The organism is Streptomyces sp. NBC_00829, from assembly GCF_045161795.1.
Taxonomy (GTDB): domain Bacteria; phylum Actinomycetota; class Actinomycetes; order Streptomycetales; family Streptomycetaceae; genus Streptomyces.
Genome location: NZ_CP108867.1, coordinates 4,713,539 through 4,731,922, shown reverse-complemented (window position 1 = coordinate 4,731,922; position 18,384 = coordinate 4,713,539). Strand labels below are relative to the sequence as shown.

At 70.0% G+C, this 18,384-nt stretch carries 16 protein-coding genes; 10 read left to right on the top strand and 6 right to left on the bottom strand.

Annotated features, from left to right (window positions below; translation table 11 throughout):
• Positions 1–162 precede the first annotated feature (162 nt).
• Both OG293_RS20905 and OG293_RS20900 read left to right on the top strand, forming a co-directional pair.
• Positions 163–1,230 carry a P1 family peptidase gene (locus tag OG293_RS20905; protein ID WP_406000304.1) on the top strand — a complete coding sequence of 356 codons (1,068 nt, stop codon included), beginning with the start codon at positions 163–165 and terminating at the stop codon, positions 1,228–1,230.
• 143 nt (positions 1,231–1,373) lie between these two features.
• The gene (locus OG293_RS20900) at positions 1,374–2,147 is read left to right on the top strand and encodes a DUF6227 family protein (protein ID WP_406000303.1); all 774 of its coding nucleotides are present in this window, start codon (positions 1,374–1,376) and stop codon (positions 2,145–2,147) included.
• Between the two features lie 76 nt (positions 2,148–2,223).
• Here the strand turns inward: OG293_RS20900 and OG293_RS20895 are convergent, their stop codons facing one another.
• Entirely contained in the window at positions 2,224–3,792 is a 1,569-nt protein-coding gene (locus tag OG293_RS20895) for an MFS transporter (RefSeq protein ID WP_406000302.1), read from the bottom strand.
• Positions 3,793–3,854: 62 nt separating this feature from the next.
• Between OG293_RS20895 and OG293_RS20890 the strand changes: the two genes are divergently transcribed.
• Entirely contained in the window at positions 3,855–4,811 is a 957-nt protein-coding gene (locus OG293_RS20890; protein WP_406000301.1) for a helix-turn-helix transcriptional regulator, read from the top strand.
• A 252-nt stretch (positions 4,812–5,063) separates the two neighbouring features.
• Here OG293_RS20890 and OG293_RS20885 read toward each other — a convergent pair whose 3' ends face one another.
• On the bottom strand, positions 5,064–6,062 hold the full coding sequence (locus OG293_RS20885; RefSeq protein ID WP_406000300.1) for an RNA polymerase sigma factor RpoD/SigA: 999 nt from the start codon (positions 6,060–6,062) through the stop codon (positions 5,064–5,066).
• 148 nt (positions 6,063–6,210) lie between these two features.
• On the opposite strand from OG293_RS20885, the gene OG293_RS20880 reads away from it, so the two are divergent.
• Positions 6,211–6,753: a GNAT family N-acetyltransferase gene (locus OG293_RS20880; protein ID WP_406000299.1), complete on the top strand. Its 543-nt coding sequence runs from the start codon at positions 6,211–6,213 to the stop codon at positions 6,751–6,753.
• Between the two features lie 52 nt (positions 6,754–6,805).
• Here OG293_RS20880 and OG293_RS20875 read toward each other — a convergent pair whose 3' ends face one another.
• A complete protein-coding gene (locus tag OG293_RS20875) occupies positions 6,806–7,588 on the bottom strand; it encodes a dioxygenase (RefSeq protein ID WP_406000298.1) in 783 nt (260 codons plus the stop codon).
• 83 nt (positions 7,589–7,671) lie between these two features.
• Here OG293_RS20875 and OG293_RS20870 point away from each other — a divergent pair, with 83 nt between their 5' ends.
• Positions 7,672–8,196, top strand: coding sequence for a MarR family winged helix-turn-helix transcriptional regulator (locus OG293_RS20870; RefSeq protein WP_406000297.1), 525 nt, complete (start codon positions 7,672–7,674; stop codon positions 8,194–8,196).
• A gap of 198 nt (positions 8,197–8,394) precedes the next feature.
• On the opposite strand, the gene OG293_RS20865 is transcribed toward OG293_RS20870, so the two are convergent.
• Together OG293_RS20865 and OG293_RS20860 are read right to left on the bottom strand one after the other, a co-directional pair.
• Entirely contained in the window at positions 8,395–9,927 is a 1,533-nt protein-coding gene (locus OG293_RS20865; protein WP_406000296.1) for an MFS transporter, read from the bottom strand.
• An 82-nt stretch (positions 9,928–10,009) separates the two neighbouring features.
• Positions 10,010–10,654, bottom strand: a complete 645-nt coding sequence (locus OG293_RS20860) for a TetR/AcrR family transcriptional regulator (protein WP_406000295.1) — start codon at positions 10,652–10,654, stop codon at positions 10,010–10,012.
• Positions 10,655–10,961: 307 nt separating this feature from the next.
• On the opposite strand from OG293_RS20860, the gene OG293_RS20855 reads away from it, so the two are divergent.
• Positions 10,962–12,335 (top strand): M6 family metalloprotease domain-containing protein, encoded by a 1,374-nt coding sequence (locus OG293_RS20855; protein WP_406000294.1) that lies wholly within the window; start codon positions 10,962–10,964, stop codon positions 12,333–12,335.
• On the opposite strand, the gene OG293_RS20850 is transcribed toward OG293_RS20855, so the two are convergent.
• Positions 12,322–14,067: a class I adenylate-forming enzyme family protein gene (locus OG293_RS20850; RefSeq protein WP_406000293.1), complete on the bottom strand. Its 1,746-nt coding sequence runs from the start codon at positions 14,065–14,067 to the stop codon at positions 12,322–12,324. The genes OG293_RS20855 and OG293_RS20850 overlap by 14 nt on opposite strands.
• Before the next feature lie 197 nt (positions 14,068–14,264).
• On the opposite strand from OG293_RS20850, the gene OG293_RS20845 reads away from it, so the two are divergent.
• The 4 genes from OG293_RS20845 (at position 14,265) to OG293_RS20830 (ending at position 18,193) form a co-directional block, all read left to right on the top strand.
• Positions 14,265–14,447: a hypothetical protein gene (locus OG293_RS20845; protein WP_406000292.1), complete on the top strand. Its 183-nt coding sequence runs from the start codon at positions 14,265–14,267 to the stop codon at positions 14,445–14,447.
• 138 nt (positions 14,448–14,585) lie between these two features.
• Positions 14,586–14,978, top strand: a complete 393-nt coding sequence (locus OG293_RS20840) for an ester cyclase (RefSeq protein ID WP_406000291.1) — start codon at positions 14,586–14,588, stop codon at positions 14,976–14,978.
• 454 nt (positions 14,979–15,432) lie between these two features.
• Entirely contained in the window at positions 15,433–16,923 is a 1,491-nt protein-coding gene (locus OG293_RS20835) for a SulP family inorganic anion transporter (RefSeq protein ID WP_406003658.1), read from the top strand.
• A gap of 292 nt (positions 16,924–17,215) precedes the next feature.
• The gene (locus tag OG293_RS20830) at positions 17,216–18,193 is read left to right on the top strand and encodes a transposase family protein (RefSeq protein WP_406000290.1); all 978 of its coding nucleotides are present in this window, start codon (positions 17,216–17,218) and stop codon (positions 18,191–18,193) included.
• The last annotated feature ends 191 nt before the right edge of the window (positions 18,194–18,384 follow it).

The window sequence follows — 18,384 nt, the reverse complement described above, 5'->3', positions numbered from 1 at the left end:
GGAAGGCTGGGCCGTCCTCGCCGCCGGTCTCGTGGCTGCGGCGACCGTCGCCGTCGGAGTGCCCCTGGCCTCCCGCACACCGGGCGCCGCGTGACCGACGCCACGGACGAGACGTGGGAGGGCCCGGGCGGCGCGCCAAGTCCCGTGGTACGCATGGGCCTCATGGCAGCACATGAAACACGGGCGGACGAGACACCGGACGGACTGGACGGCGGACTGACGGACGTGGCGGGCCTGCGCGTCGGCCACGCGCGCGTGCCCGGCGAGCGCGCGCTGAGCGGCACGACCGTCGTCCTCGCTCCCGCGGGCGGCGCGATCGCCGCCGTGGATGTCCGCGGCGGCGGGCCCGGCACCCGCGAGACCGACGCGCTCGACCCCCGCAATCTCGTTCAGCGCGTCGAGGCGGTCGTCCTGACCGGCGGCAGCGCGTACGGGCTGGAATCCGCCGCGGGCGTGATGGCCTGGCTGGAGGAACAGGGCCGCGGCGTCCGCGTCGGCCCCGACCCCTCGCACGTGGTGCCCGTCGTTCCCGCCGCCTGCGTCTTCGACCTGGGGCGCGGCGGCGACTTCCGGGCCAGGCCGGACGCCGCGACCGGACGTGCGGCGGTCGAGGCGGCAGCCCGTACGGACGAGGGCGCGCCCGTCGAGGAGGGCGGGGTCGGCGCGGGCACCGGCGCGGTCGTCGGACAGCTCAAGGGCGGGGTCGGCACCGCGAGTACCGTCCTGGACTCCGGGATCACCGTCGCCGCGCTGGTCGTGGCCAACGCCGTGGGCTCGGTGTTCGATCCGAGGACGGGCGCACTGTACGGGCAGTACATCGCGGGCCGCGCCGCCCTTCCCTCCCCCGACGTGCACGCGGCGGCACAGCTCCGTCTCACCGAGGTACGCGAGAAGAACGGCCCGCCCCCGCTCAACACCACCCTCGCCGTCGTCGCCACCGACGCCGGTCTCACCCGCGCCCAGGCGCAGAAGCTCGCCGGCACGGCGCACGACGGCATCGCACGCGCTGTGCGCCCGGTGCATCTCCTCAACGACGGGGACACGGTCTTCACCCTCGCTACGGGCGCCGAACCGCTCGACGACGCCGATCCCCTCGCTCTCAACGAGGTGCTGGCGGCGGGCGCGGACACGGTCACCCGGGCGATCGTCCGCGCCGTCCTCGCGGCACGGGGCATCGAGGGACCCGGCGGCGTCTTCCCCTCCTACCGGGATCTGTACGACATCGACTGACGTACAGGACATGCCGGTTCCCGGCAGAGCGGGAACTTCCCCCGGAGCCCCTTCGTTTTCCCGAACCCCGGACGCGTTGTCAGACCCAGGGGCTACGTTTAGCAATCACCATGTGACTTGCGGCGACGGCCTGGAGACCCATCTTGAACGATCCGTACGAGACAACCGAGGCGCACCTCGAGCGACTCCTCGGTCGGGCGCTCAACTCCTTCGATCTGCCCGACACCACGGTCGAGCGGCTCGATTCGGCGCTGGCACACGCCAGTTCGCTGCACTCCTCGCACCACAGCGCGGCCCTGCACCGCGCGACGTACCAGCACGCCTATCTCCTCAGCGACGGCAGCTCCATCGTCCTGTGGGAGCTGGTGCACAACACCGGCCGGGACAGCGCCGAGCTGCACGAGCTGTACACCGAGGAGTCGGAGGCGCGTCTCGCCGCCTCGCGGCTGCCCGCCGGTTTCCCGGGTTTCGCCGGATCGAGGGGCGATGATCCCTGGAGTACGGACGCCGGGCTCGACGCGGATCTGGATGCCGACTGGGAGCTCCTGTCCAGCCTGATGGCGACGCCGGCCGCCCCGCTCCCGAGGATGTACGTCCCCGACGATTCCGCGGACCACGCGCGCCGCGTCCTGCGCCGCGCGGAGAACGCCGACCGGCCGGGCGAGGAGACCGCGAGCCTGCTGCGCGCCGCGTTCGCCCACCACATCACTCAGGTCTTCGGCCGTCAGTGCCAAGTGGAGGGCAAGGACGCGGGCTTCACCCTATACGAGCACGCGTTCCTGCTCCTCGACGGCACGGAGACGAGCCTGTGGGAGGTGGAGCACACGGCGACCCCGGACGGCCGTCATATGTGCGAGGTGTACGACTCGCAGCAGACCGCGCGTCAGGCGATGGAACTCCGCGCGCGCGTACGCTGACGTGCGCTGACCGGCACACGCAGAGGCCCGGCCCGGGGAGACGTCCCCGCGCCTGGCCCTTCGCGACTCGGCGGCATCAGCCGGCCGGCACAGACTCCGGGTCCTGCTGCGACTCGCCGTCCTGCAGAGCGCCCGCCTCCGGCGCCGCGGCCTTCGACGGCTCCCTCTCCCCCGTCTCCTGCGCCTGAGCACCCTCCACATGCTGCTTCGGCCGCTTCGGCAGCGCGAACATCACCGTGAAGATCACGCCGAGCACCGCCACGACCCACCACAGCGAGCCCTGGAAGGCGTCCCCGAACGCCCTGCCGACCTCACTCGGGGCCATCCGGTCGTCGATCGACCCGAAGAACACCACCGAGACGAGACCGAGCCCGAGCGCATTGCCCATCTGCTGGGTCGTGTTGATCAGCCCGGACGCCGAGCCCGAGTGTTCGCGCGGCACATCGGAGAGGACCGCGTCCGTCAGCGGCGCCACGATCAGCCCCATGCCGACGCCCATCACCACGAGCGGCAGCGCCATCTGCCAGGGGTGGATCGCCGTCCCGTACCGGCCGGCCTCCCAGATGTAGAGGAGCAGGCCGGCGGCCATCGTCAGCGCACCGGCCTGAAGCACCTTGCGGCCGAAGCGGGGCACCAGCTTCTGCACGGACATCCCGGCCGCCGCGGACACCGCGATGGAGAAGGGCACTCCGGTAACCCCCGCCCGCAGCGGCGACCAGCCGAGCCCGATCTGCATGTACAGCGTCCAGACCAGGAAGAAGATCCCGCAGGCGATGCCGAAGGTGAGCTGCACGGCGATGCCCGCGGCGAAGCTCTTCACCTTGAACAGCGACAGCTCGACGAGCGGCGAACCGTCCTTCGCCGTCTTCCTCTTCTCGTACGCCACGAAGACCGCGAAGACGATCAGGCTGCCGGCCATGCACAGGTGGCCCCAGAGCGGCCAGTCCAGTTCACGGCCGCGGGTGAGCGGATAGATCAGCATCAGCAGGCCGAGGGTGACCAGCGCGACACCGACCAGGTCGAGCCTGAGCGCCTTCGGGGCGCGGGACTCGGTGATGTACTTACGGCCCAGGATCAGTCCCGCGATCCCGACAGGCAGGTTGATCAGGAAGATCGGCCGCCACTCCAGGCCGAACAGGTTCCACTGGGTCAGCAGCGCACCGAGCAGCGGTCCGGACACGGCGCCGAGACCGATGATCGCGCCGAACATCCCGAAGACCTTGCCGCGTTCGTGCGCCGGGAAGGTGACATGGATGATCGCCAGCACCTGCGGCACCATCATCGCGGCGGTCGCGCCCTGCAACAGGCGGGAGGCGACCAGCATGTTCTCGTCCGCGGCGAAGCCGCAGAGGGCGGAGGCGAGCGTGAAGCCGGTGATACCGATCAGGAACAGCCGCTTGCGGCCGTAGATGTCACCGAGCCGGCCGCCCGTGATCAGACCGGCGGCGAAGGCGAGCGCGTATCCGGCGGTGATCCACTGGATCGCGCCGAACGACGCTCCCATGTCCCGCTCGATGCTCGGGATCGCGATATTGACGATGGTGACGTCGACCAGGTCCATGAAGGCCGCGGTCATGACGATGGCGAGCGCGATCCAGCGTCGACGGTCTGAAGCCGTATCCGGTACGGCGGACTGTGAACTCATAGGAAGAAATTAGAACTCATATAGGTCAGTCTATGTCCTAGATGACGGGCATCCTGGAACGTATGACGGACACTCCGGCACGACTGCTGAATCTGCTCTCCCTCCTCCAGACCCCGCGCGAGTGGCCCGGCAGTGAGCTCGCCGAGCGCCTCGACGTCAGCCCACGCACGATCCGCCGCGACATCGACCGCCTGCGGGACCTCGGCTATCCGGTCGAGGCGACCAAGGGCGCGATCGGGGGCTACCGCCTGGTGGCCGGGGCCGCGATGCCGCCGCTGCTTCTCGACGACGAGGAGGCCGTGGCCATCGCGGTCGGCCTCCGCGCCGGCGCGGGTCATGCCATCGAGGGCATCGAGGAGGCCTCGGTGAGGGCCCTGGCCAAACTGGAGCAGGTGCTGCCGTCCCGGTTGCGGCACCGGGTCACCACGCTCCAGGCGGCGACGATCCCGCTGACCAGGGGTGACGGCGCGACGATCGACCCTCGGACGCTGACGGTGATCGCGGGAGCGGCGACGGGACGGGAGCGGCTCCGCTTCAGCTACCGGGCGGGCGACGGGACGGAGACGAAACGGCTGGCGGAGCCGTACCGGCTCGTGTCGACGGGCCGCCGCTGGTATCTCGTCGCGTACGACATGGCACGGGAGGACTGGCGTACGTTCCGGGTGGACCGGGTCTCCGAACCCTTCGCCACGGGCGTGCGCTTCACACCACGGGAGCTGCCCACGGCCAGCGCCGAACAACTGCTGGGGCACTCCATGTCCCGCCAGCCGGAGCTCGATCTCGATGTCACCTTCCAGGCGCCTGCGGCGTTCGTCGCCGCGCGGCTTCCGGAGACCCTCGGGGCGCCCGTCGCAACGGGCGAGGAGACCTGCCGGCTCCGGGCGAACACGGCGGACTCACTGGAGTGGCTCGCGCTCCGACTGGCCCTGGTGGACTGCGAGTTCACGGTCCACACGCCGCCTGCCCTGGTGGAGTACATGACGGACCTGGGCAACCGGCTGACCCGCGCGGCTGGGTAGCGGGGCCCGACGCGGCACCGCGGAGGCACCGTCCGGGAAGCACCGTCCGGGAAGGGACAGCGCGCATCGAACCGGAGACCGCCGACCGGACACTGCGGACACGGGGACGGCGGACAGGGACAGGGGGACGGCGTGGCGGCGGCAGCGGCGGGAGCCGCCGGCGCGACGCGCACCGGGGACGGCGGACGGGGAAGGACCCCGACACCGGGGGGGGAGGGTGCCGGGGTCCGCTTGTGGGGGCGCCGGTGCGGCCTACGCCGCCGCGTCGAAGCCCGTGTCCCGAGCCATCCGCTTCAGTTCGAGAAGCGCGTGCTTCTCGATCTGACGGATCCGCTCACGCGTCAGGCCGTGCTGCTTGCCGACCTCGGTCAGTGTGCGCTCGCGGCCGTCCTCGATGCCGTACCGCATGCGGATGATCGAAGCAGTGCGGTGGTCGAGCTTGCCGATCAGGTCCTCGAGCTCCTCGCTGCGCAGCAGCGTGAGCACCGACTGCTCCGGGGAGATCGCCGAGGTGTCCTCCAGCAGATCGCCGAACTGTGTCTCGCCCGCGTCGTCCACGGCCATGTTCAGGCTGACCGGGTCACGCGCCCAGTCGAGCACGTCGATCACCCGGTCCGCGGTCGAGCCGAGCTCCTTGGCGACCTCGGCCGCCTCGGGCTCACGGCCGTTCTCCCGGTTGAACTCGCGCTGGACGCGACGGATACGTCCCAGCTCCTCCACCAGGTGGACAGGGAGCCGGATCGTGCGGGACTGGTCGGCTATGGAGCGGGTGATCGCCTGGCGGATCCACCATGTCGCGTACGTCGAGAACTTGAAGCCCTTGGCGTAGTCGAACTTCTCGACCGCGCGCACCAGGCCGGCGTTCCCCTCCTGGATCAGGTCGAGCAGGGGCAGTCCGCTGCGCGGATACCGCCGTGCCACGGCCACGACCAGGCGCAGGTTGGAGCGGATGAACACGTCCTTGGCGCGCTCGCCCTCGGCCACCAGCGCCTCGAGCTCCTCGCGCGTGGCCCCGCCGGCGTCGCTCTCCACCTCTTTGTCGAGGATCTGCCGGGCGTAGACGCCCGCCTCGATGGTCTGGGACAGTTCGACTTCCTTGGCGGCGTCGAGCAGTGGCGTACGCGCGATCTCATCGAGGTACATGCCGACCAGGTCGCGGTCGGCGATCTCCCCGCCCACGGCGCGAACGCTGCTTGCCCTGCCGGTCCCACTGGAGTCGGACTGACGACGGGCGACGGCACGGGTTGCCATGCGAGCTCCCTTACTGAGTTGGTCGCGACACCCTCCTCGGGTGCCCTGCATCCGATGGAAACAACGACTGGAATCCGGACAGAATTCCCACGGCCCGCATCGATTTTCGTGATCTTGCAGTACCCTGTCCGGCCACGAAGGAGGACGCGTGCCGCAAGAACCGACAGAGGTGCAGGTCAGGGCAGGCACGGAAGCCGACCTGGAGCCCCTTACGGAGCTGTACAACCACTACGTGCGCGAGACGGCCATCACGTTCGACACCACCGCCTTCACACCCGAGCAGCGCCGCCCGTGGCTGCACTCCCACCCTGAAGACGGCGCGCACCGGCTTCTGGTTGCTCAGGATGTCCGTTTTGCGGGCAGGGCCCCGGACCGCGGGATCCTCGGCTATGCGACGAGCAGCCCCTTCCGCCCCAAGCCCGCGTACTCCACATCCGTCGAGGTCAGCGTGTACTGCGCGCCCGAGGCAGCGGGCCGGGGCATTGGCACGCTCCTCTACAAGGCACTGTTCGAAGCGCTGGAATCCGAGGACGTGCACTGTGCCTACGCGGGGATCGCCCTGCCGAACGAGCCCTCGGCGCGGCTGCACGCGCGCTTCGGGTTCCGGCACGTGGGCACGTACGAGGAGGTCGGCCGGAAGTTCGGCCGCTACTGGGATGTGGCCTGGTACGAGAAGCGCCTGAGCGCCTGACCCGGGGGACCCCACGGGGCCCGGCGGTGCCGGCGGGTCTGACCGGTACGGCTCAGCCGAACTGGACCGACCGCTTCGCCAGCCCCATCCAGAACCCGTCGATCACGCTCCGCCCAGCCGCAAGCTCCCCCTCGGCCGCCCCCAGCGTGACGAACAGCGGCGCGAAGTGCTCGGTCCGCGGATGCGCCAGCTGCCCGGCGGGCGCCTTGTGCTCGAAGTCGAGCAGCGCATCCACATCCGCCGCCGCCAGCGCGGCTCGCCCCCAGTCGTCGAACTCCGCCGACCACCCGGGGACCCCTGCGTACCGCAGCGCGGCCAGGTTGTGGGTGAAGAAGCCGCTGCCGACGATCAGTACACCTTCGTCCCGCAGCGGCGCGAGCCTGCGGCCGATCTCCATCAGCTTCTGCGGATCGAGCGTGGGTATGGAGACCTGGAGGACGGGAATATCGGCGTCCGGGAACATCTCCACCAGCGGGACGTACGCGCCATGGTCGAGCCCGCGGTCCGGGACGTCCTGAACCGGCGTGCCGGCGCCACGCAGCAACTTCCGTACGGAGTCGGCGAGTCCGGGAGCGCCGGGGGCGTCGTAGCGCACGCGGTAGTAGCGCTCGGGGAATCCCCAGAAGTCGTGGATGAGGGGTGTGGCCTCGGTCGCGCCGAGGGCGAGCGGGGCTTCCTCCCAGTGGGCGGAGACCATCAGGATCGCCCTGGGGCGCGGCAGGGACGCGGACCAGGCGGCGAGCTGGCCGGGCCACAGGGCGTCGTCGGCGAGCGGCGGGGCGCCATGGGAGAGATAGAGGGCGGGCATGCGCTCCGCTGCCGATGGTGTATTCATGACGACTGCCGTTCTACTTGAAGTTTCAAGCTACAATCGACCCTAGCTCCATATAGTTCAACTTTCAAGAATGGGCTCGTAGAGTGGGACATATGAACACGGCATCCACTGGCGGGGGCGGCCCCGAGCCTCGCTGGCTCAGCGAGGACGAACAGCGCGTCTGGCGCGCCTATCTCCATGCCACCACCCTCTTCGAAGACCATCTCGACCGCCAGCTCCAGCGTGACGCCGGTATGCCGCACATCTACTACGGTCTGCTCGTCCAGCTCGCCCAGGCCCCACACCGCCGGATGCGCATGACGGAACTGGCCATCGACGCCAAGATCACCCGCTCCCGGCTCTCGCACGCCATCGCGCGCCTGGAGAAGAACGGCTGGGTCCGCCGCGAGGACTGCCCCTCGGACAAGCGCGGCCAGAACGCGGTACTGACGGACGAAGGCCACGAGATCCTGCGGCGGACCGCGCCGGGGCATGTCGAGGCCGTACGCCAGGCGTTGTTCGACCGGCTCACGCCCGAACAGGTCGGGCAGCTCGGCGAGATCATGCGGATCATGGCCGAGGGTCTCCAGCCTCAGGACTCGGGCGCGGACCTCCCCTGGCTGCGCTGACCCCCCGCTCGGCGCAGATCCGGGCGGCGCACGGCCTCGGGCAGCGTTCTGCCGGGCGACGCGTGCCGGGGCCGGACATGCCGAAGGCCCCGGGCAGCGTTCTGCCGGGCGACGCGTGCCGGGGCCGGACATGCCGAAGGCCCCACCCGGGTTCACCCCGGGTGGGACCATGTCCGCTCAATGACCTCTCAGCTCACGTCAGTGCGCGACGACGGGAACCTTGATCTCGTCCTCGGCACCGTCACCCGAGCCCGCGGTGACCGAACCGGCCCCCGGACGCCCGGTGTTGATCAGCGTGAACGCGATCGCGGCCGAGGCCACCAGGATCCCGACCGCCCACCAGATGGCGGACGAGAACCCGTGCACCATGCCCTGGAGCTGGAGCATCTTCGGGTCGGTCGCGCCGGCGGCGTGCGAGGTGATGTACGAGGTCGTGGCCGAAGCCGCGATCGTGTTCAGCAGCGCCGTACCGATGGCGCCGCCGACCTGCTGGGAGGTGTTCACCATCGCGGAGGCCACACCGGCGTCCTCCGGGCGCACACCGTGGGTGGCGAGCGACATCGCCGGCATGAAGGCCGTACCCATGCCCAGGCCCAGCAGCAGCTGCGCCGGCAGGATCAGCGCGGCGTACGAGCTGCCGATCTCCAGCTGGGTCAGCATCAGCATGCCGATCGACGCGACCAGGAAGCCCGGTCCCATCAGCAGCCGCGGCGCGACACGGGTCATCAGCCGGGCGCCGATCTGGGTCGAGCCCGTGATCATGCCCGCGATCATCGGCAGGAAGGCGAACCCGGTCTTGACCGGGGAGTACCCCTTCACGATCTGGAGGTAGAAGGTCAGGAAGAGGAAGAGTCCGAACATCGCGATGATGGCGAGGCCCAGCGAGAGGTAGACACCACCGCGGTTGCGCTCGGTCAGCACACGCAGCGGCAGCAGCGGGGACCTGACCTTCGCCTCGGTGACGACGAACGCGGCGAGCAGCACGGCGGAGGCGATGAACATGCCCACGGTCAGGCTGTCGGACCAGCCGGCGGACTCGGCGCGGGTGAAGCCGTAGACCAGCGCCACCAGGCCGAGCGTCGACAGGACGACGCCGGGGATGTCGAGCGAGGAGCGGTTGCGCGTGCCCTGCGGCTCACGGATCACGAAGTACGCGCCCGCCGCGGCGACGATCGCGAAGGGAATGTTGACGAAGAAGGTCCAGCGCCAGTTCAGGTACTCGGTGAGGAAGCCGCCGAGGATGAGACCGACGGCGCCACCGCCACCGGCGATCGCACCATAGATACCGAAAGCCTTGGCGCGCTCCTTGGCGTCGGTGAACATCACCGCGAGCAGGGAGAGCGCGGCGGGCGCGAGCAGCGCGCCGAACGCACCCTGAAGTGCGCGCGAGCCGAGGAGCATGGCCTGGCCGGTGGCCGCGCCGCCGAGGGCCGAGGCCGCGGCGAATCCGAGGAGACCGACGACGAAGGTGCGCTTGCGGCCCCACAGGTCGGCTATACGGCCACCGAAGAGGAGCAGTCCGCCGAAGGCGAGCGCGTAGGCCGTGATGACCCATTGGCGGTTGCCGTCAGAGATACCCAGGTCCTGCTGGGCGGTGGGGAGCGCGATGTTCACGATCGTCGCGTCGAGCACCACCATCAGCTGGGCGAGGGCGATGAACACCAGCGCTTTCCAGCGGCTGGGGTCCGGAAGCGATAGCGATATATCGGGCTTACCGGCTGTTTTTGACATGGGAAGAGCCACCTAGGGGTGCGGAGAGGTCAAAACGGACGTGGTCAAAGAGTTGTAGGAAGGACCCGCGAAGCCAACTGGATTAATCGCTGCGCAAGTCCTCCAAGGTGGCGGCCGCGCCCGGCAGTTCGGAGCGCGCGGGCGCTTCGAGACCGTCGAGGAACAGCTGCAGATGGCGGTGGGTGAACCGGTCGGCGTTCAGGCACGCGGCGCCCGGCAGCGGCCGGGTGAGCTGGGAGAGGGCGACCAGCAGGTCCCCGACGGCGACATCGGGGCGCAGACGGCCCTGCTCATGGGCGCGGGCGAAAAGGCCTTCGACCGCCGCTTCGAGGCGCGTCCGCTCCTGGGTCAGATCGGGAAAGTCCTTGTCGAACGCACCGGACAGCAGCGGACACAGCGCCCCGATCCGTTCGTCGGCGGCCGCGTGGGTGAAGCGCCGCAGCGCCTCGAACGCGTCCGCCTCCTCGGCTGCCGCCTCGTGCGCCCGCTCCGTCGTGCGGGCGAGAACGAAGAGGACCACCTCATGGATGAGGGTCTCGCGGTCGGGGAAGTGGCGGTAGAGCGTGGCGTTGCCGACGCCGGCGCGGCGGGCGATCTCGTCGAGCGGGACGTCGGGGCCGAACTCCACGAAGGTCTCGCGCGCCGCCGTCACGATCCGCTCCCGGTTCCGCAGGGCGTCGGCCCGCGGCCGGGTGACGCGGCGCGCTTCGGTGTCGGCGGGGCTCACGGCTCCACTTCCTTTCGGGTCGGGTTGCTGCTCTCAAGTCCGGTCACTGCTCGTCGCTGCCCGTATCACTCACCTATCACTGCGTAAGCGGGGAGCCTGTCCCCGTTTCGCGGGGACACGAGGTCAAACGGGGAGACGCTCCCCGGTTATTTCCCCAGCTTGATGTGACCTGCGTCACACATGCAGTGTCAGGCGAAATTCCCACGATCGGCTCACCCGGCGCGCGCCCCCACACCACCCGTCACAGGCTGATCGCACAGAGCGCAGCCAGGGTCCGGCCTGCTGCCGCGGACCCGAAGGCGATGGCATGCAGTCGAGGCGCCACCGGATACGCAGAACCGGCAGAACCGGCAGGACGGGCGGGACCAAGAGGACGGACGGGACAGGCGGCATACGCGGGGCGGCGAGAGCGGGCGGAGCCGGGCACAAGGGCAGGCACCGGCGTCTCGGCACCCTGGCCACCGTCGCGGCTCTCGCACTCGCCGCCCTCACCACCGCGAGCGCCACGCTTCCCGCCCCCACCCGCGCCTCGGCGGGACCGATCGCCGCCGCCGACGAATCGGGCCTCGGGCCCTGCCGCATCGCCTCGTCCCTCGGCGTGCAGATGTCGGAAGGCATGCCGACCCCGCCCGGCTACTCCCGTTCCACCGGCGAGATCAGCGCTCTCAACCTGATGATCGACTTCCCGGACGCGCCGGGTCCCGGTCGGGCGCTCGACCGGCTCGCGGAGTTCTTCCCGCAGACGGCGAACTGGTTCCGGACCAGTTCGTACGGACGCCTCACCTACCGCCCGCACGCGCCGATAACCGACTGGCTGCGGATGCCGATGCCCTTCGCCGCGTACGGGATAGAGCGCGGCTCGACCTACGAGCCGGGCTACCGCCAGCTCGTGCAGGACATTGTGGCCGAGGCCGACGCGAGGGTGGACTTCAGCGCGTACGACCTGGTCAACATACTGGTCACGCCGAACGCCGGGCCCTCGGCGCTGGACACCGTGCTGTCGGTGACATTCTCGGGCAACGCCGACGCCCCCTTCGCCGACGGCGTGCCGCTCGCCAACACGTCCTTCGTCTACAGCCGCCAGGACGACGGCTCCGGCTCGTACGCCGAGACGGGCTACCGCGTCCTCCCCCACGAGAACGGCCATGTCTTCGGCCTGCCCGACCTCTACACCGCGGAAGGCGGCGGCGCCGTCGGCCACTGGGACATCATGTCCGAGGACTGGGGGGCCAACAACGACCTGCTCGGCTGGCACAAATGGAAGCTGGGCTGGCTGGACTCCGACCAGATCGGCTGCGCGTCCGCGCCCGGCACCACGGAGTACGCCCTGACGCCGCTCGCAACCACCGGCGGAGCGAAGATGGCGATCGTGCCGCTGAGCGAGGACTCGGGGTACGCGGTGGAGGTACGGACCCGCGCGGGCAACGACGAGGCCGTGTGCAACCCGGGCGTGCTGATCTACCGCGTGAAGTCCGACGTGGACACGGGCCAGGGACCGGTGACGGTCGCGGACAGCCTGGAGGACAGCGGAGGCTGCACCCGGCGCCCCAATGTTCACGCGGAGCTGTCGGACGCCCCGTACCGGCCTGGCCAGACCTTCGTCGACGAGAAGTACGGCGTCCGCATATCCGTGATCCACGAGGAGCGCGGCACCTACAAGGTGCGCATCACGCGTTCCTGAGTTGCTCCCCCGCTGCCGTGCTCCTCGGCTGCCGGGCCGCTCCCCCACCGAGCTGCTCCTGAACCGGACCGCGCAGCTCCCGCTTGAGGATCTTCCCGGTCGGATTGCGGGGGATGGGCTCGTCCCGGACGACGACATGGGCGGGCACCTTGAAGGCGGCCAGCGACTCGCCGACGTGCGCCCGCAGCTCCTCCACCGTCACGGCGGCGCCGGGGTGCAGCTGCACGACGGCCGCGACCTCCTCGCCGAGCAACGGGTGCGGGACTCCGAGCACAGCGGCGTCGGCGACCTGCGGGTGGTCGTGCAGGACCGCCTCCACCTCGACGCAGTACACGTTCTCGCCGCCGCGGACGACCATGTCCGCGAGCCGGTCGACGATGCTGACCCGCCCGTCGTGCACGGTCGCGAGGTCACCGGTTCTGAACCAGCCGTCCTGGAACGCGGCAGCGGTCGCCTCCGGATCGTTCCAGTACCCGCGCACCAGCGACTGCCCGCGCAGCCACAGCTCTCCGACCTGCCCCTCGGCCACCTCACCACCGTCCGGCCCGGAGATCCGCACTTCGGTGGCGGGCGAGGGCCGGCCCACGCTTCCGGGGTTCTCACGGTAGGCATCGCCGTAGTTGGCGAGCACGCCCCCGCTGGTCTCGGTGAGTCCGTAGCCGCTGCGCGGCTCGATCCGGTGCCCGTAGCGCGCGGTCAGCCGCGCGACGAGCCCGGGCGGCGCGGCGGCACCGCCGGTGTTGAGGTGAGTGAGCGTCTCCAGCTCCGCCCCGGCGCGCCCGGCGCCCTCCAGCAGTTGGAGCGCGGTGGTCGGCACGCCGGAGTAGTGGGTGACGTGGTGCTTCTCGATGAGCGCGAGGGCCTTCTCGGCGTCCCATGTGCGCATCAGTACGAGCGAGCCGCCGACGCCCATCATCGAGTACAGCGTGGTGAACGCGGCCACATGGAAGAACGGAAAGGTCATCAGCACCACGGGAGACGGCCCCAGCCCGGGCGTGGCCCCGCGCGCAAGGGCGGCGGCACTTGCATGGAACCGCGGATGCAACGCGGCCCCGGCCTGCGCGAGATGCGTGGCGACGGCGCCCTTCGGCCGCCCCGTGGTCCCGGAGGTGTACATGATCGTCGCGTCGTCCTCGGCCCGCACGTCGACCAGCGGCGGCGCGACGGCGGGGTCGGCGACGGGCTCGTACACCTCGAACCCCGCCTCCGCCTCCCCGTGGAACACGATCCCGGGCACCCTGTTCCGCCGCGCCCAGGCCCGCACGCGCGGCACCCGCTCCCCGTCGACGAGGAGCAGTTTCGGCGTGCAGTCGTCGAGCGCGTACGCGACCTCGTCCTCGGCCCACCAGGCATTGAGCGGGACGGCCACGAGTCCCGCCAACTGGGCGGCCCAGAAGGCGACTTGCCACTCGGGGTGATTCCGCATCCCGACGACGACCCGGTCACCCCGGGACAGTCCGTACACCTCGACGAGCCGCCGGGCGAGCGAACACGCCTCGGCGAAGAACTCCCCGTACGTCAGACTCCGGCTCTCGGCCACCAGGAACGGCCGGTCGCCGTAGCCCCAGGCGACCTCGACGAACTCCCGCAGGGTCCGCGGCCCGTTGGCGTACAGCAGCCCGCCGTCCTCCCCGCGCACGACGGCGAAGGGAGCGCCCGGAGCGACGAGGACACGCTCGGGACATAGGGCCGAGCGCTCGGCGGGCCACACGGACGGATCGGGGTGCGGCACGATCGACCCTCTCCAGGCGCTGCTCAGTACGTCGGCGACGCTATGCGGGGGGCGGGACGGAGTCAAGATCCGTGTACCACCCACGGACGGCCGATAACCCCAGCGGGGATGGATCTCCCACCCGCTACACTGTCCCGCAGCCGCCTCCGTGGGGCTTGCGGCAAACCTCAAAAGCCCAGGTCAGAGCCATCCTGCGGATGCCGCCGAAAACGCTCCGCCCTCTTTCTCGGAACGCTCAGCGCATCATTGCAGCCCAGAGCTTTGCCGACGGCGAGGTCGGATTCCCCTGGCGCGGCCTGGCCACCCGCTACGAGAAGACCGCCACCATCCTCAAAGCCGGCCTCCACATCGCGGGCATCTTCATCTGGTCAGCGAGATGATCCGGGGGAATCGGCTTCGGGCCTTTCCGCAGAATCGGCGCGCCGGGCGCTTTAAACGCAGGGGCCGGGCGGCTGAGGGCTCGAGGTGGAGCTGCTCGATCGCCTCGATCACGAACCAGGTGGGGTGGTCCCAAGATCGTGGTCCGCAGCTTCTTCGAGGACGTGGTCAACGCGAGGAACATCGACGCGGTGGACGCGATGTGTACCGCCGACTACCGGGAGCACGACCCGTCGCTATCGTCGTACGACCTGGGGCTCGCGCAGGCCAAGGCCGAGAACCGGGAGATTCTTGAGGCATTCCAGCCGGTGGCCACGATCGAGGGCTTGATGGCCGAGGGTGACATGGTGTGCGTACGACTGTCCTTCAAGGGCCGGCACGTGGGCACGTTCCAGGGCATGGGGGCCACCGGCCGAGAGGTCTCGGGGACCGGCCACGCCACCTTCCGCTGCGAGGGCGGCAAGCTTGCGGAGAGCTGGTGGAACTTCGACGACCTCGGCCTGCTGCAGCAGCTCGGTGCAATCGACGTCTGATCGACTTCACGGGATGGCCCAGAGGGAAACCAACGGTCCGGTGGTCGTCAACCGCGGCCGGGGTGACGATGGGTCCCGCCGTCGTGGTAGTGAGGCTGCCAGGTGCGAGGACGTAGAGTTGCGGATGGTGAAGGCGGCCGGCCGCTGCCCCGCCGTTGCCGTGTCGAGGCCGACGTTGCCCCCGGCGAAGATCCGATTCTTGCAGGAGACAAGCGTGCGCGAGCCCATGACGCCCGGCGCCGACACCTGTCCGCCGTGACACTTCGCCCCCGGATGTGAGTCGGGCCGCGTCGGCCTGCTCCGTCCCGCCTCGGTCTTCCGGCTCCGCGCTCACGGGGCCGTCCGCGGGGTGCCGACCCGGCCTCCCGCGTCCTCCCGCACGCCCCCGGCCTGCCGAATGGGGTCTGCCCGAGCACGACAGGTTTCTGTTCCCTTGTCTTCTGCTGAACCCACTGTGTCCCCGGCGGCGCGCCTGCGCGGCCTGAAGCCGGACTGGCTGTCCGATCCGAAGGTTTGGCGTACTGAGATCCTGGCCGGCCTGGTCGTCGCCTTGGCGCTGATCCCCGAGGCGATCTCGTTCTCGATCATCGCGGGCGTGGATCCGGCAATCGGCCTGTTCGCCTCCTTCACCATGGCCGTGACCATCGCGATCGTCGGCGGCCGCCGGGCAATGATCTCCGCCGCCACCGGCGCCGTCGCCCTGGTGATCGCGCCACTCAACCGCGAGCACGGCCTCGGCTACCTGATCGCCGCCGTCATCCTGGCCGGCGTCTTCCAGGTCGCCCTCGGTGCACTTGGGGTGGCGAAGCTGATGCGGTTCATCCCCCGCTCGGTGATGGTCGGCTTCGTCAACGCGCTCGCCATCCTGATCTTCATGGCGCAGGTCCCCGAAATGACCCACGTGCCGTGGGCCGTGTACCCGCTGATCACGGCCGGTCTGGCGCTGATGGTGTTCTTCCCGAGGATCACCACGGTGATCCCGGCGCCGCTGGTCTCCATCGTGATCCTTACCGTCATCACCGTCGGCGCGGCCATCGCGGTCCCGACCGTAGGCGACAAGGGCGACCTGCCCTCGGCCCTGCCGGTGCCGGGCCTGCCGGACGTGCCATTCACGATGGACACGCTGGCGACGATCGCCCCGTACGCGTTCGCGATGGCGCTGGTCGGCCTGATGGAGTCGCTGATGACCGCGAAGCTGGTCGACGACATCACCGACGCCCACTCCAACAAGACCCGCGAGTCCATCGGCCAGGGCATCGCCAACATCATCACCGGCTTCTTCGGCGGCATGGGCGGCTGCGCCATGATCGGCCAGACGATGATCAACGTGAAGGTGTCCGGCGCCCGGACCCGCCTCTCGACCTTCCTGGCGGGTGCGTTCCTGATGATGCTGTGCATCGTCTTCGGCCCGGTCGTCTCCGACATCCCCATGGCCGCCCTGGTCGCTGTCATGATCATGGTGTCGTTCGCGACGTTCGACTGGCACTCCATCGCCCCGAAGACCCTCAAGCGGATGCCCGCGGGGGAGATCACCGTCATGGTGATCACCGTCGCCTGTGTGGTCGCGACCCACAACCTCGCCGTCGGCGTCATCGTCGGCTCCGTCACCGCCATGGTCATCTTCGCCAAGCGCGTCGCCCACCTCGCCGAGGTCACCGCCGTCACCGACCCCGACAAAGCCACCGTGGTCTACCGGGTCACCGGCGAGCTGTTCTTCGCCTCCTCCAACGACCTCGTCGGCCAGTTCAGCTACGCCACCGACCCGAAGAGAGTCGTCATCGACCTCTCCGCCGCGCACATCTGGGATGCCTCTTCGGTGGCCGCCCTGGATGCCATCGAGACCAAGTACGCCCAACGTGGCAAGACGGTCGAGATCACCGGTCTGAACAACCCGAGCGCCGACCTCCACGGCAAACTCACCGGCGAACTCACCGCCAACCACTGACCCATTCGCCCATCCCAGAACCGCAGGACCCCGCCCCACGGGCGGGGATCTCCGCTTATGCGGCAGACGTTCCTTCATGTCTGCTGATTCGCAGATGGGTGCTGCCCTGCGTTCTGACGTGGTCAGTGATTCGCTGTTGATCGGCGCGGCCGTGGTGGCGCCGGCGTGGGCGAACTCGCCTCTGTCCCACTCCTATGAAGCCCTGCACTCGTTCACCTTACGGCCTTGGGGGAAATAGTGATCGCCCCGGTCGGGCCGTGACATGAGAAGGACCGCACGGGTTGGGTGAGTTGTGAAGCTGACCTGGGCCCGTGCGGTCTGTTCCCATCCTGCCCTGTCCGGTGTCTCCCGCGCACATTTCGGCGAGTTGTTCGCCGAACTCGCCAGGCCGTGGGAAGCGGCCCGCCAGTCCGCGTTGCGTGCGGCACGGGGTGGCCCGCGCCGGCGGGCGGAAGGGGCTGGGCGCAAGCCGAAGCTGGTCTTCTCCGAACGGTTGCTGGTCACCCTGGTCCATCTGCGCCACCAGTTGCCGCACGCGGTCCTCGCCGAACTCTTCGCCGTGGACCGCTCCACCGTCTCCGAGGCCATCCGTGAGGTCCGTCCGCTCCTCGCGGCCCGCGGGTTCGCCGTACCCGACCGGGCGGGACTGCGGCTGAAGACCCTGGAGGACGTCTTCGCCTATGCCGAGGCCGAGGGCGTCGAGCTGCGGATGGACGGGGCCGAGACCCAGGTCCGCCGCCCTCAGGCGGGACGCCCGGGCCGCCGGGCGTTCGTCTCCGGCAAGCGCAGGCAGAACACCATCAAGACCACCACGTTCAGCGACGGCCAGGGCCGCATGCTGCTGTCCGGCGCGGTCCGGCCGGGCCGCATGCACGATCAGACCGCCCTACGCACCGAGGGCATCGCCGAGCAGTTCCGGACCCGTCCCATGGTCAAGGCCCGGGTCGACTCCGGGTACCAGGGGCTGGCCAAGGAGTTCCCCGACCAGGTCAGCGCACCGCCGAAGAAGCCCGCGGACGAGGCGTGCGACGGCGACAAGTACGCCTGGCAGGAGGCCAGGCGCCGCCAGTCCTCGGCCCGGATCTGCGTCGAGCACACCAACGCCGAGCTCCGCCAGTGGGCGCCCCTGCGCCGGTTCACCGGACGGCGCGACACCTACGCCGAGACCCACCTCGCGATCGCCGGCCTCGTCTCCGACCGATCCGCCCAGCGGGCCACCCGCCGACAGACGAGCACCGAGCTCGTCCTCGTCCGCGACGCTGCCTGCTGATCACCCCCCAGCCGAACCGCCAGGCCAGCACACCCAGATCTCAATTTCCCCCGAGGCCGTTAGGCCCCGCCCTCCTGTAACTGGAGCTGAGGGGAGGCGTGGGCGGCCGACGGGCTCCTGGCGGTGTTCGCCCTCGCTTCTCGCAGAGCCGGCAGGCCATCCCCTGGCCCGCCCTCCGGCCCCGTGACGAG